We start from the raw sequence: 14,090 nt of genomic DNA on the forward strand, positions 1-14,090 counted from the left end.
AGCATGAGGTTTAGACAAAAGAAATATGTTTAGATAGATTTCAGTGATGACCTTATAGGACAATTTTTGAGGCTTTTCTTTAGACTAAATGGGGCGGACGTAGAAAGCTCATCACGAACGTGATGAGCTTTTTTAATAGCTAGTTCTATCTATATTATTCTGTTTTTACGACGATAGATGTCAGTATGAAGGACAGAACAAAAACACCTACGATACCAAAAATAGCTTGGATAAAGTTTTGTAATCCGCCTGCTAGATAAGCTGGAACGCTGAATATAGAAGACAATATGTACGTTGTTAGATGAGTGTCAATCGTTGCTGAGATTGCACCGAAGACCCCGGCTGCAACACTCGCAGCCAGTAGAGCTTTAGTATATTTGGTAAGTACACCAAACAGAGCTGGTTCGGTAATTCCCAAAATTGCGGTAATCCCAGAGCTTATTGTTATAGATGACTGCTCTTTTGATGAATGTTTACGTTGTTTGTACCATACCGCCACTGTTGCACCAGCAATCGCCATGTTACCTAAACACATGATTGGCATTAGCAAATCTTTACCATACAACGCAAAGTTATTCAGGCTGATTGGTGTCATGCTATGGTGAATACCAAATACGATTGTTATTGGTCTAGTCAAACCAAACACAAATCCTGTCAAAGTCGGTGATATTTCAAGAAGAGAACTCACTACCCATCCAGCACCGTTACTTAGCCACATACCAGCAGGTGCGACGAATGAAAGAACAACGGTAGATGTCACTGCGAAAGCCAGCAGAGGTGTAACTACTGGTTTAGCTGAACTAGGAACTAATCTGTCGACTAGAGGTGTTATCTTCGATAATACCCACACAGCTAGAATCGCTGGCACAATTGCACCACCATAGCCCATGAGTTCAATTGGCACGATACCGAACACGTTGAGTTCTGGACTAGAACCCGCGGCTTTCAACATAGCTGCTTTGTCTATAAGTTTTGGGGCGAGCATTGCAGAAGCTACAGCCAAAGCAAGGTATTCATTTACTTTGAATACCTTGGCTGACGAAAACGAAACCAACATAGGTAGAAAGAAGAATACTGCTACTGAAATGGCTCTAAAAAAGAAAACAGTATCTGAACTTTCAGAGATTACATTCGTTGCAATCAACCCCGAAAGCAACCCCATCAGCATACCTGCGCCAGCAATAGCAGGAACTACCGGTCCAAAGATCCCAGCAACCACACGCATTGCGTTCTGAAACAGTTTACGGTTTTCAATTTCAGAAACTTCATCGACTTGGCTAATGCCAGAAAGTTCGTTGTACCACTTCTCCACGTCCACACCGATAACTACCTGTGTTTGACCTTGGCTAAGAACGACGCCTTTGACGCCCTTTATCTTTTCTAACTCACTCTTGTTGGCTAACTCATCCTTTACCAACTTAAAGCGCAGCCTAGTCATACAGTGAGTGATGTTTACAATGTTTTCTTGTCCACCTAGAGCTTTTATAAGTAATTGTAAATGTTCACTCATTTCACTGTGATTATGTACTGATTTAGTCGGTGCCATCGTATTGTTGTTTTCAGTTATTTCCATGACTGTACCTACAAGATGTTTGGTTATTTGTTGGTGTAATCATACCTACGGGTGTTATAAAAATAAGAGTTAAAAAAGTGAGTGTAATCACACAAACCATTTGGATTTTTAAAAAATACACTTATTTTGGCGATTGGTTTGTTTTTTTTAGCAAAAGAAGGCTCAAAACGAACCAGTTGTGTTTTACTTAAATTTAGCTCTTGAAATATTCTGTTTTTCAGCGTTATATAAAAATAGATTGAACTTGATTGAGCTTTTAATATGACCAAAAACATTATATCCAATATTGAGTGCATAATAACTAAACCCGATAGACACAATCTGATTACAGTTATAGTTGAAACTGAATCCGGAAATAAAGGTTTTGGTTGTGCAACGTTCCAACAACGTCCATTGGCTGTAAAGACGATGGTGGATGAATACTTAAAGCCTTTAATTATTGGTAGAAATGCAGACAATATTGAAGATCTGTGGCAAATGATGATGGTTAACGCATATTGGAGGAACGGTCCAGTAATTAATAACGCTATATCCGGTATCGATATGGCCTTATGGGATATTAAAGCAAAGTTAGCCGGTATGCCACTTCATCAACTATTTGGTGGTAGGTCTCGTGATGCTATAGCAACATATACCCACGCTACAAGCGAAACTATGGACGGTTTATATGATCAAATAGAGACCTATTTACAAAAAGGATATAAACATATTCGCTGTCAATTAGGATTTTATGGTGGTGTACCAAAGAATATTAATGTAACAGAGAATCCAACACCTGGGTCTTATTATGATCAAGACCAATATATTGATAATACACTTACAATGTTTAAGTTATTACGTGATAAATATGGTAATAGATTTCATATCCTCCATGATGTTCATGAAAGATTGTTTCCTAATCAAGCGATAAGATTTTCTAAAGAAGTTGAGAAATATTCCCCATACTTTATTGAAGACATTTTGCCGATAAATCAAACGGAATGGTTAGATAATATTAGAAATCAGTCGTCTGTCTCTTTAGCATTAGGAGAATTATTTAATAATCCTGAAGAATGGAAATCTTTAATTATAAATCGTCGAGTTGATTTTATTCGCTGTCATGTATCTCAAATCGGTGGAATCACTCCCGCTTTGAAGCTTGGCCACTTCTGCGAAGCCTTTGGTGTCAGAATTGCTTGGCATTGCCCACCGGATATGACGCCTATTGGTGCTGCTGTAAATACCCATTTAAACGTACATCTTCATAATAGTGCTATTCAAGAGCATGTGCACTATGGCGAAAACACTATCAGAGTATTTCCTAATGCATCTGAACCAAAAAATGGCTATTTATATGCATCAGAAGAAATTGGTATCGGAGTGGAAATTAATATAGAGGCGGCAAAAGATTTTCCAGTCGAGTATAGACCACACGAGTGGACTCAGAGTCGACTACCCGATGGCAGCATTCATACACCTTAATAAAAATGGTCGCTTATTAGCGACCATTTTTATCTCTGTATTTAAGGCTTTCTGAGTTAAATTGAGTGTGGTAAGTACATTGATAATCGATGTCGATAATATCACTGACAACGAAGACTTCTCCTGAATCAAGAAAACCACGATTCGTAATGTTCATTGCAGCGCTAGAACGCTTACATCCGAATAATTCAGAATCTTATTTTGATAAATTAATAGCTCTATATGTCGTTAAGTAACTATCAATATTCAGCCCTAATGAAATAACATGTTTTTGAAATGAGTTTTCTATGATTTTTTCATCCATTTTAGGAAACATGTTAGTAGGAAGCTTCATCGTTTCTATTTGGATGACTTTATCGTTTATCAGTCTAAGTCTTTTTATATTCCAAATATATTCATTATCATTAATAGAAAACACTTGCATCTCATGTGGTGTAGGAAGGCTCTTATTGAGCTTAATTTTTTTATAAGAGATGTCAAAGAATTTATTTTCAGTTATAGAGTTATATATTAATGATGAACCGATGATGGAAGTGTTAACAAAATAACCAGAACCAGCTTTTGATTTCACCACACCAATAGCTTCTAATTTAGCAAGGGATTTCCGAACACTAAACCTAGAAACTTTATATTTCTCGGATAATTCACGCTCAGATAATAACTTATCAGTGATAATGCCTTGGCAAATTTTACTGATGAGATCTTGAGTCAATTCATCGTTCTTTTTCAAGTGCTAACCCTTATTTAATAACGCTTTGAATTATAACATTAGTATAAGAAACTTATATGTTTGATGCAGCTTTTTCAAATGAAATATGCGAAACCAGAATTTTTGCTGAGACTAATACATAGAAACGATGCTGCTTTTTTTGTAGCAAAGGGTTTCTAAAGCTTATAGAGATATAAGAAATGATCACTTGGCTACCTAGACTAAGGACATCTTTGGGGCGTTTTTTTGTTATCTGGGAATGCACTAAAAGGAAGTTGGGGCTAAATTGGGGCTTTTTTTAGGGCTAAATGGGGCGGCTTGGAATCATAACATTGGATTTTTTTGCTTCGATGATTTCATCAGTTTTTTCTGCGGCATGTGGATTAAAGTCACAAAGTAATGCGAAGATTTTCTCACGGTCATTAAAAGATTTCTCTTCCCATAAGCTCATACTCTACCTCGATTACGAATTTTCTCTTTACGCTCAACCATCTAACTTCTTACAGATTCAGGGTCAATGAATACAGACTTTCCTGAATCAAATATGTCAAAGGCTGGGGTTACTTGTTCAGTTAATGTTTACACTTTCTCTTTCGTACATACTGTTTTGGCGTCGTTCGCGCAATCTGCTTACATTCTCTAGTCATGTGGGCTTGATCGGCAAAACCCTGCTCCAACGCCAGATCAGACAAAGCCACATCGGGCTTCGCTCGAAGCTGCTCTAAAGTCTGTTTCACTCGTTTAATACGTTGGTAATGTTTAGGCGTAATCCCTAACCATTTTTGAAAATTACGTTCTCTCTGGCGTTGACTCATCCCCCCCTGAGACCGGTCAATCATGTGACCGACATCCTGAGGATCAGATTCTGCAATTAGTGCCTGGACCCAGCGATATAGCACAGAAATTCTCGCCGACTTTGAATGCGCTGCTTGCAGAGATGCAAATGTTGGCAGTGTCGAAGAAGCCAGAGGATGGTCGTCTTCAATCCGCAATGGCTGCTCCAAGCGTTTACCAAACAAGTGATATCCAACAGCTGGATGAAAGCGTACACCGGCCATCACTGTGCCCGGAGGAAGACTAACCTGATGCGCCATTGTGCTGACTGGCAGTAGCAAAACACCCTGCACCTGCCACTCACTGTCCATCTGCACTTCATCTCGCAGAATGAACACCACTCCTGTGCCAGCGTCGCTGAGTAATTGCTTACGCACGGTTTGCGCTGTGTCAGGCTCTACAGAAACCGACCAGATTGCCTGAACATAGCCAGCTAATATCCCCTTGGGTTTGAAAATTTCTAATTCTAAATTCAAACGGATAATCCTTCTTAACCTCAACTTAAATAAGAAAGTTGCATAGATTCACTTTCATAAGCTTAAGTTGAGGTGCAAGCAGTGGCGTACGGATGAAAACAGCCTGAGTTGAAATTATTTAGGCTGGTACACTCCGACCTGTGGCTTAAATGCCTTCACTATTCTGTTCCAACTGTTGATGGCATTGACCGCAATTGTCAGATTGACCATAGCTGTTTCTCCAAACGTATTCAAGGTAAGCTCATAAGCATCATCATCTACTGGCATACTCGTTGTCAGCAGTTCAGCCCAACCCAGTGCAATCCGTTCTGCATCGCTATAGAGCGGCATATCTTTCCACGCACTGAGCCCCCATATACGTTCAGGTTTTTCACCCAGCTTAAGAGCATCTTTGCTATGCATATCTATACAAAATGCACACTGATTGATTTGCGAAACACGCAACTTAACCAGTTCCCATATGGTCATGTTCATTGTGTCTGATTGGTTAAATTGCTCATGGAAGTAAGTTTCCTGAGAATACAGAATGTTTATGGCCTTCGGTGCTATGTCAATGTAGTTGAGTCGCTTTTGCATGGTCATTCTCCCTTGTTTTTTCACATAATAAAAAACGCACTCAGCAAAAGATTGAAGATTTTCGACATGTGCTTGGAACTGGTAGATGATCGGATGAGATGTTTCCTAACCCCCCGAGGCAAGCAGACTCAAAATCATATGTTGGAGATGAGGGAAGTATTGGACGGCGATAAACCTTTCATAGAGGGAGGCTTAGTCCACAATTGCCACACAAAAAATGGCCCCCATGCTGACATCTTCAGCCGCAAATGATCCAACTAAAGAGGTAAAAGCGGCCATTTGAAAAATGACCGCTGAACTAAAAACTTTATACGCACTGATACCTATCAGAAGTGTACTTTTAGCTCAAAGTACCAACAGCAGGGAAATCGATCTCCGTACCAAGGACTTCATTTATGTAGTTGGTTAAAGTATTCAAAGCAACATGACCAACAATTTCGACGATTTCAGCATCACTGTAACCAGCGGCTCGAACAGCCTTAAAGTCACCATCTGTAACCTTGCCTCGATTGGTAGCCACTTTTGTCGCAAACTGAACTGCGACAGCTGCTTTTTCGTCTTCGGACGTGCCTCTGCGGTTTGCTTCAATTTCATTTGCACTTAGATTCGCTAAGTTAGAACCAAGGTATTGATGCGCGGCGAGACAATAGCCACACCCATTAACTTCAGCAACAGCTAACGCAATGCGTTCACGAGTTTGTGCTGTTAGCGAACCTTTAGCAAGCGAACCGTTTAATCCTAGATAACCCTCCAGTGTCTCTGGACTAGTCGCTACGATACGGAAAAGGTTTGGAACACTGCCCAACAAGGTGTTTACTGCATCCAATAATGCGTGTGACGCCTCAGGTGCGGCAGCAATTGATACAGGGGTAGTAATACGTGACATGTTCAGCTCCTATTTGCTTTCAAATTGTCGAAATAATCTTACTACTTGGTCGCAAGGAAATAATTAGACCAAGAATTAATTGTCTATTACATTATTTGCAACAATAGAGAAAAGGCCTGACCATATGGATAAACTAGAAGCAATGCGAATATTCGTGGAAGTTGCCAGAGAAAGTAGTTTTGTGGCAGCCAGTCGAACTCTTAACATTTCTCCTCCGGCAGTTACTCGTTCTATTAACCATCTTGAAACTACGTTAGGCGTACGTTTACTGCACCGTACAACCCGAATTGTTCGCCTTACAGATTCTGGAGTGCGTTTCTTTGAAGATGCTAAACGGATTTTAGAAGATGTAGACTCAGCTATATCCTCTGCTGCAGGTAAATATCGTGAACCAAGTGGAGTATTGTCTATTACTGCGCCAGTGTTATTCGGACAAGTACATATCACTCCAATACTGACTGAGTATTTGCAGAAAAACAGCTTAGTGACCGTACGTGCAGAGTTTTTTGATCGCAATAGTAATCTACTTGAAGAGGGATTGGACGTTGCCATTAGAATAGGAAAACTCAGAGATTCTAGCTCATTTGCAACCCAAGTTGGGCTCGTGCAAAAAGTTGTCTGCGCTTCCCCGTCATACCTTGAAAAACATGGTGAGCCCAAACACCCTTCAGATTTAAAAAACCATGAAATAGTTCAAGCATCAATGGTGGAAGCATCTACAACTTGGATTTTTAATTCGGCGGGAAGGGAAGAAAATACAAAGGTAGCGCCACGTTTATACTGTTCGCAAAATGGAACAGCCCTAACTACAGTAGAAAATGGACTAGGAATTACACGTTTAATGTCCTATCAAGTTGGAGAGCAACTGAAGAACGGTTCGTTAATTCGAGTACTTCAGGAGTTTGAACCATCTCCTCTGCCAGTCAACATTTTGTATTTGGAAAAACGTCAATCGAATGCAAAAGTGAGTTCATTTATTGAACTGGCAAAAATGCGATTAAGCGAGTCTTTAAAACAGGGTTAACCTAGCAAAAAGGTATCTAAGAAATCAGTGGCGATTCAGGTCTTTGTATTCCTGAAAGCGATAATTTCTTTTTGAGAATTGCCACTACATCTCTGTAAAAGCGCAATGGTCTTATATGACCTTGGGTGTGGGACGGTAACTGTTAGATGCTCCACATCTATCAGTCGTCCACTTTTCATAGATTTAAGCAAAAGCACACAAAAACAATTATTTGTGCGCTTTTTCAGATTTTTTAATATGTTCGGTATTTGTCTTAGTTTGACTTCTGATGAATAACTAGAATTTTCAGCGCTTCTCGTACTTAACGAGAGCAGTGGGCTGAAAGCTACCCCATTACGGGCGTATGGGACGGTGGCTGTTAGGTGCTCCACATCTATCAGTCGCCCACTTTTCAGTTTTAGAGTTGGATTGATTGCAAACAAAAAGCGCCCCAATCGGAGCGCTTTTCTTATTTGAATGGGTTATTCCCAATCAAGGATAACTTTACCGGAAGCCCCGCTACGCATAGCGTCAAAGCCTTTTTGGAAATCATCAACCTTGTAGTGGTGAGTGATGATTGGTGACAAATCTAGACCAGATTGGATTAGGCTTGCCATCTTGTACCAAGTTTCGAACATTTCACGGCCATAGATCCCTTTGATGACTAGACCTTTGAAAATGACTTTGGTCCAGTCAATCGCCATATCTGATGGCGGAATACCTAGCAGAGCAATGCGGCCACCGTGATTCATAGTGTCCAGCATTGAGCTGAATGCACTTGGTACACCAGACATTTCGAGACCTACATCGAAACCTTCAGTCATGCCCAGTTCAGCCATGACATCTTCTAGTTTCTGCTCAGCAACGTTAACTGCGCGAGTCACACCCATCTTACGTGCAAGATCTAAGCGGTATTCGTTTACGTCAGTAATAACAACGTGGCGTGCACCTACATGTTTTGCTACTGCCGCCGCCATAATACCGATTGGGCCAGCACCTGTGATCAGAACATCTTCACCCACTAGGTCAAAAGACAATGCTGTGTGTACTGCATTACCAAACGGGTCGAAGATTGATGCTAAATCATCAGAAATACCATCTGGGATCTTAAATGCGTTAAACGCAGGGAGCGCAAGGTATTCAGAGAAAGAACCCGTACGGTTTACACCCACACCAATGGTGTTACGGCATAAGTGAGTACGGCCGCCACGACAGTTACGACAGTGACCACAAGTAATGTGGCCTTCACCTGAGACGCGATCTCCAATTTCAAAGCCGCGAACTTCCTGACCAATGGCAACAACTTCACCCACGTATTCGTGGCCGACAACCATTGGTACTGGAATTGTTTTTTGCGACCACTCATCCCAATTGTAGATATGAACATCCGTACCACAAATTGCAGTTTTCTTAATTTTGATCAGAATATCGTTGTGGCCAACCTCAGGTTTTTCCACCTCGGTCATCCAAATGCCTTCTTCAGGCTTAAGCTTAGCTAGTGCTTTAATTTTCATAATGCTCACCAAATGAATCCTCCGAGATTGGAGGAAACAATAATCCTTAGATTATATTCATCTCTTTACCGACTTCGATAAACGCGTCGATAGCTTTGTCTAATTGCTCACGAGTATGCGCTGCTGACATCTGTGTACGAATACGTGCTTGGCCTTTTGGTACTACTGGGAATGAGAAACCAACAACGTAAATACCTTTTGCCAGAGAACGCTCAGCAAACTCAGCCGCAACTTTCGCGTCACCCAACATAATTGGGATAATTGCGTGGTCAGCGCCAGCCATGGTGAAGCCAGCTTCCGTCATACGTGCGCGGAAATGCGCTGCGTTGTCCCATAGACGGTCACGCAGTTCACCGCTTTCAGCAAGCAGATCTAGAACACGTAGAGATGCGGAAACGATTGCAGGAGCAACAGAGTTAGAGAATAGGTACGGACGAGAACGCTGACGTAACCAGTCAATCACTTCTTTCTTACCAGAGGTGTAACCGCCTGAAGCGCCGCCCATTGCTTTGCCTAGCGTACCAGTGATGATATCGATACGGTCGATAACGTTGTGGTATTCATGAGTACCACGGCCGTTTTCTCCCATAAAGCCAACAGCATGAGAATCATCAACCATTACTAGTGCATTGTATTTATCTGCAAGGTCACAAATCGCTGGCAAGTTAGCGACTACGCCATCCATTGAGAACACACCGTCGGTAACAATAAGCTTATGACGAGCACCGGCTTTATCTGCTTCGATAAGCTGCTCTTCAAGCTCTTGCATGTTGTTATTCGAGTAACGGAAGCGCATTGCTTTACATAGACGTACACCGTCAATGATAGAAGCGTGGTTCAGTGCGTCAGAAATGATCGCATCTTCTTTATCAAGCAGAGTTTCAAACAGACCTGCATTTGCATCGAAACATGAGGTGTAAAGAATGGTGTCTTCTTTACCTAGGAATGTAGATAGTTTCTCTTCCAAAGCTTTGTGCGAATCTTGAGTACCACAGATAAAGCGTACTGAAGCCATACCAAAACCGTGGGAGTCCATACCCTCTTTCGCCGCTTCAATCAGTGCAGGATGGTTAGCAAGACCAAGGTAGTTGTTCGCGCAGAAGTTTAAAACATCTTCGCCAGTAGAAATGTGTACAGAAGCGCTCTGCTGAGAGGTAATAGTACGTTCTGATTTATAGAGACCTTCAGCTTTTACTTCATCAAGCTGGTCACGAATTTGCTGGTAAAAAGCAGTCGACATTGCATTTTCCTTCTTCGTTTTTCGGAGCATAAATAAGGAGTTATTTACACTGTAAAAATCACTGCTAGTAGCGACAAAAATGTGCACGTTTTCCCAAACGTTACTCGCTACAATTTATCCCCTAAGTGTAATCCACTCGTTGAAAAGCGATTATCCTACTTTGCGGAAAAGCATTCGTGAAAATGAGGCACAAATAAAAACGATTAAACCCACCTTGATTGATACCCATAAAAAAAGCGCCCCGAAGGGCGCTTCAACTGACGTTGTTTTATTTTTTAGAAGAAGCCTAATGGATTGATATCGTAGCTCACCAATAGGTTCTTGGTGTTTTGATAATGGTTCAGCATCATTTTATGTGTCTCACGACCAATGCCTGATTTCTTGTAACCACCGAACGCTGCGTGCGCAGGATAAGCGTGATAACAGTTAATCCATACGCGACCCGCTTCAATGTTACGTCCCATGCGGTATGCAAGGTTGGCATCACGAGTCCACACACCAGCACCTAAGCCGTATTCGGTGTCGTTTGCGATAGCTAACGCTTCAGCTTCATCTTTGAAGGTTGTGATTGCGATAACTGGCCCGAAGATTTCTTCCTGGAAGACTCGCATTTTGTTATTACCCGCCAGCATGGTCGGCTGAATGTAGTAACCGTTACTGATGTCTCCATTCTGGCTTGCTACATCGCCACCGAAAACCACTTGCGCCCCTTCCTGACGACCAATTTCCAAATAGCTCAAGATCTTGTCGAACTGCTCTTGCGAAGCTTGCGCGCCCACTTGCGTATCTGTATCTAACGGGTTGCCTTGTTTAATAGTTTTTGCACGCTCACTCAGTTTCGCCACAAAGCGATCATAGATAGATTCATGAACTAAAACACGAGAAGGACAAGTACACACTTCACCTTGATTGAAGAAGCCCAATAACGTCCCTTCAACACATTTTTCTAAATACGCATCTTCATGATCGAAAATATCAGCAAAGTAGATGTTTGGTGACTTGCCGCCAAGCTCAACGGTAGAAGGAATCAAGTTATCTGCGGCACATTTCAGAATATGGTTACCCACTTCGGTTGAACCTGTAAATGCCAGTTTCGCGATACGGTTGCTAGTCGCCAATGCTTGACCCGCTTCATTACCAAAGCCGTTCACCACGTTGACAACGCCCGCTGGAATCAAGTCACCAATGGTTTCCATTAACACGAGAATCGAAGTTGGCGTCTGCTCTGCGGGTTTGAGAACCACACAACACCCTGCAGCCATTGCTGGCGCAATTTTCCAAGCCGCCATCAGCATTGGGAAGTTCCAAGGAATAATCTGCCCTACTACACCAATTGGCTCAGGAAAATGGTATGCCGCAGTATTAGCATCAAGTTCAGCAGCACTGCCCTCTTGAGCACGAATACAACCAGCAAAATAACGGAAATGATCAACCATCAAAGGGATATCAGCAGCCATAGTTTCACGAATCGGTTTTCCGTTTTCCCAAGACTCAACGTAAGCCAGTTGTTCGATGTTCTCTTCGATACGATCTGCGATTTTCAGCAATATGTTTGAACGCTCGGTCACACTGGTTTTTGCCCACGTTGCGCGAACGTTGTGTGCAGCATCCAGTGCGAGGTTGATATCCTCTTCGCTAGAACGCGGGACTTGGCAGAACTCTTTGCCGTTAACTGGTGATGTGTTTGCAAAATAGGCTTCTCGAACCGGTTTTACCCATTCACCACCAATAAAGTTATCATATTGATTTTTAAAAACAAAAATCGCATTTTCAGTGCCTGGTTGCGCATAAATCATAGTTCAGTCCTTGTTACTTTACTTTCACGTTATTGTTAGGGTTTGCAGTGTTGATATTCACACTTGCTGATAGTGTTAACGCAAATCACAAGCCAAACTTATCCGGCTTGTTGTTAATAAGTTGTAAAGCTATGATTAACAAAATGATCGCAAGCATTAAGTGGCGATGGAATCGCGGTTTGGGTACTGCCACCCATTGTTCCAGTGTCCCAAAATGACACACTGCTACTGTCACAACATGGAACAGTTATGCAAATTCAAACAGTTAAAGATTGGCTATCAACATCTTGGCATCGAAGTGAAGAAGCAGGACTTACGCAAAGAAGTCGTCCTGAGCATATTCGCTTGCCAAATTACGAGCTCAAAGAGCGCAAATGGTTAGCCACGTCATTAATTTCTGCAGTTGAAAGGCATGCTGTACCACTTTTCAATCAAATGTGTGGGCACAGTGACAGTCACTTAGTGTTAACCGATAAAGAAGGGGTGATTCTTTCCACTTGGGGACATCCCAGATTTAAGGAGCGTTTAACCGAAATCGCGCTGGAATCCGGGGCGTGCTGGCAGGAAAAACTCAAAGGGACAAATGCAATAGGCACTGCGATTGTCGAAGCCCGCCCAGTCACGGTTGTTGGCAATCAACACTACATTCGGCAGCACCATTTTATCAGCTGTTCTTCATGTCCTATTTTCACTCATCAGGGAGAGTTGCTCGGTATTCTTGATATCACCAGTGAACAGCAAAAGCACGATTTATCAATACAGGTTCTGGTGCAGAACATGGTTCAACTGATTGAAAATCATCTGCTGTGTGAAATCCCTCAAGGCTCGACTCGGATAGACCTTGCTTGCGAACGTTCACTGCTAAACAGTGGCTGGCAAGGTATTGTTATTGCAGATGAAGGTGGAAAAATTCTGGCGCACAATCACATTGCCGCTCAGTTATTAGCACAAAGCTCTGTTGTTGGGCACTCGGTTGATGAAGTGTTTAATCAGCGACCAAAGCCATTTGTGTTTGAGAAGCATCCGTTAACCGACAAACCTCGCCAGTCCCACTATTCCTATGCGGCTTCCTGTGAACTGCATTTTGGCGACACCACCATAGAACAAGCATGGCAGCAGGCCAACAAACTGATTGATAAAGACATTACATTAATGATCCTCGGCGAAACGGGCGTAGGTAAAGGCGAATTTGTAAAAGCTCTCCACCAGCAAAACTCACGGAAAAGCAAAGCTCTGGTCAGCGTAAACTGTGGGGCACTACCAAAAGATCTGATTGAATCTGAACTGTTTGGCTATGTGGCCGGCGCTTTTACGGGAGCTAACAGCAAGGGTTACCAAGGAAAGATTCGTCAAGCCGATAAAGGCATTCTGTTTTTGGATGAAATTGCAGATATGCCGTTAGAAGCACAATCTCGTTTGTTACACGTGATTCAGGATAAAGTCGTCATTCCAGTCGGTTCGAACCAAAGTTATCCGGTCGATATTCATATAATTGCAGCTACCCACAAAGACTTAGAGAAAGCGGTTGAGGAAGGCTCTTTCCGCCAAGATCTCTATTACCGTCTCAACGGTTTGATTCTACATTTACCCGCTTTACGCGAGCGACAAGATAAAGCGGCACTGATTGAGAGCATCCACAAAACCTACCGTATCGGTGCTCAGTCGTTATCGCCCAATCTGATGGAGCTTCTCACTAGCTACCATTGGCCGGGCAATATTCGTGAGTTAGACAACATGATGAAAGTGGCTTGTCTACTGGCCAGTGATGAACCTGAACTGGGGCTGGAACATGTTCCGGGGCATATCAGCAAATCTTTGCTCAATCACGTTGTTGATATTGAATCTGAAGGCGACGCTGTGGATTTAAAAACCACTGTCGAAGACAAACTACTAAAAACCTATCAGGCGAATCAGGGCAACATCAGCCAAACATCAAAGATGCTTGGCATCAGTCGTAACACTCTTTATCGCAAACTTAAATCCATCGGTATTTTGAAATAAGTTCGAAAGAACTTTATCGAT

Annotated in this window: 10 protein-coding genes and 2 pseudogenes; 3 read left to right on the forward strand and 9 right to left on the reverse strand. The window is 42.2% G+C overall.

Translation table 11 applies throughout. The annotated features are described in order from the left end of the window. Positions 1-154: 154 nt before the first annotated feature. A complete protein-coding gene (locus ACRQQK_RS12500) occupies positions 155-1,546 on the reverse strand; it encodes a PTS transporter subunit EIIC (protein WP_457512368.1) in 1,392 nt (463 codons plus the stop codon). Positions 1,547-1,834: 288 nt separating this feature from the next. Here ACRQQK_RS12500 and ACRQQK_RS12505 point away from each other — a divergent pair, with 288 nt between their 5' ends. Further along, positions 1,835-3,034, forward strand: a complete 1,200-nt coding sequence (locus ACRQQK_RS12505; RefSeq protein ID WP_457511859.1) for an enolase C-terminal domain-like protein — start codon at positions 1,835-1,837, stop codon at positions 3,032-3,034. Between the two features lie 16 nt (positions 3,035-3,050). Here ACRQQK_RS12505 and ACRQQK_RS12510 read toward each other — a convergent pair. The 5 genes and pseudogenes from ACRQQK_RS12510 to ACRQQK_RS12530 form a co-directional block, all read right to left on the reverse strand. Beyond that, positions 3,051-3,764 (reverse strand): annotated as a pseudogene (locus ACRQQK_RS12510) (GntR family transcriptional regulator). A gap of 304 nt (positions 3,765-4,068) precedes the next feature. Then, positions 4,069-4,194 (reverse strand): annotated as a pseudogene (locus ACRQQK_RS12515) (type II toxin-antitoxin system mRNA interferase toxin, RelE/StbE family); the annotation flags it as partial. A 121-nt stretch (positions 4,195-4,315) separates the two neighbouring features. Next, positions 4,316-5,053, reverse strand: coding sequence for a helix-turn-helix domain-containing protein (locus tag ACRQQK_RS12520; protein WP_457511861.1), 738 nt, complete (start codon positions 5,051-5,053; stop codon positions 4,316-4,318). 114 nt (positions 5,054-5,167) lie between these two features. Beyond that, on the reverse strand, positions 5,168-5,629 hold the full coding sequence (locus ACRQQK_RS12525; RefSeq protein WP_457511863.1) for a carboxymuconolactone decarboxylase family protein: 462 nt from the start codon (positions 5,627-5,629) through the stop codon (positions 5,168-5,170). Between the two features lie 340 nt (positions 5,630-5,969). Further along, positions 5,970-6,515, reverse strand: a complete 546-nt coding sequence (locus ACRQQK_RS12530) for a carboxymuconolactone decarboxylase family protein (protein WP_457511865.1) — start codon at positions 6,513-6,515, stop codon at positions 5,970-5,972. A gap of 124 nt (positions 6,516-6,639) precedes the next feature. Here ACRQQK_RS12530 and ACRQQK_RS12535 point away from each other — a divergent pair, with 124 nt between their 5' ends. Continuing rightward, positions 6,640-7,539 (forward strand): LysR family transcriptional regulator, encoded by a 900-nt coding sequence (locus ACRQQK_RS12535; protein WP_457511867.1) that lies wholly within the window; start codon positions 6,640-6,642, stop codon positions 7,537-7,539. Between the two features lie 461 nt (positions 7,540-8,000). Here ACRQQK_RS12535 and tdh read toward each other — a convergent pair whose 3' ends face one another. The 3 genes from tdh to exaC all read right to left on the reverse strand — a co-directional run bounded on the left by tdh (position 8,001) and on the right by exaC (position 12,068). Then, the gene (gene tdh / locus ACRQQK_RS12540) at positions 8,001-9,032 is read right to left on the reverse strand and encodes an L-threonine 3-dehydrogenase (protein WP_102953367.1); all 1,032 of its coding nucleotides are present in this window, start codon (positions 9,030-9,032) and stop codon (positions 8,001-8,003) included. 46 nt (positions 9,033-9,078) lie between these two features. After that, on the reverse strand, positions 9,079-10,272 hold the full coding sequence (locus ACRQQK_RS12545; protein WP_457511869.1) for a glycine C-acetyltransferase: 1,194 nt from the start codon (positions 10,270-10,272) through the stop codon (positions 9,079-9,081). Between the two features lie 275 nt (positions 10,273-10,547). Continuing rightward, positions 10,548-12,068 (reverse strand): acetaldehyde dehydrogenase ExaC, encoded by a 1,521-nt coding sequence (gene exaC / locus ACRQQK_RS12550; RefSeq protein ID WP_457511871.1) that lies wholly within the window; start codon positions 12,066-12,068, stop codon positions 10,548-10,550. Between the two features lie 249 nt (positions 12,069-12,317). Here exaC and ACRQQK_RS12555 point away from each other — a divergent pair, with 249 nt between their 5' ends. After that, positions 12,318-14,069 carry a sigma-54-dependent Fis family transcriptional regulator gene (locus tag ACRQQK_RS12555; RefSeq protein WP_457511873.1) on the forward strand — a complete coding sequence of 584 codons (1,752 nt, stop codon included), beginning with the start codon at positions 12,318-12,320 and terminating at the stop codon, positions 14,067-14,069. The last annotated feature ends 21 nt before the right edge of the window (positions 14,070-14,090 follow it).

The sequence above is a fragment of the Vibrio sp. C8 genome, assembly GCF_054051265.1.

Excerpts from the sequence above, each read along its gene's own strand:
- exaC (WP_457511871.1), bottom strand. The coding sequence starts at position 12,068 with ATGATTTATGCGCAACCAGGCACTGAAAATGCGATTTTTGTTTTTAAA.
- ACRQQK_RS12525 (WP_457511863.1), bottom strand. The coding sequence starts at position 5,629 with ATGCAAAAGCGACTCAACTACATTGACATAGCACCGAAGGCCATAAAC.
- ACRQQK_RS12505 (WP_457511859.1), top strand. The coding sequence starts at position 1,835 with ATGACCAAAAACATTATATCCAATATTGAGTGCATAATAACTAAACCC.
- tdh (WP_102953367.1), bottom strand. The coding sequence starts at position 9,032 with ATGAAAATTAAAGCACTAGCTAAGCTTAAGCCTGAAGAAGGCATTTGG.
- ACRQQK_RS12555 (WP_457511873.1), top strand. The coding sequence starts at position 12,318 with ATGCAAATTCAAACAGTTAAAGATTGGCTATCAACATCTTGGCATCGA.
- ACRQQK_RS12545 (WP_457511869.1), bottom strand. The coding sequence starts at position 10,272 with ATGTCGACTGCTTTTTACCAGCAAATTCGTGACCAGCTTGATGAAGTA.
- ACRQQK_RS12500 (WP_457512368.1), bottom strand. The coding sequence starts at position 1,546 with ATGGCACCGACTAAATCAGTACATAATCACAGTGAAATGAGTGAACAT.
- ACRQQK_RS12530 (WP_457511865.1), bottom strand. The coding sequence starts at position 6,515 with ATGTCACGTATTACTACCCCTGTATCAATTGCTGCCGCACCTGAGGCG.
- ACRQQK_RS12535 (WP_457511867.1), top strand. The coding sequence starts at position 6,640 with ATGGATAAACTAGAAGCAATGCGAATATTCGTGGAAGTTGCCAGAGAA.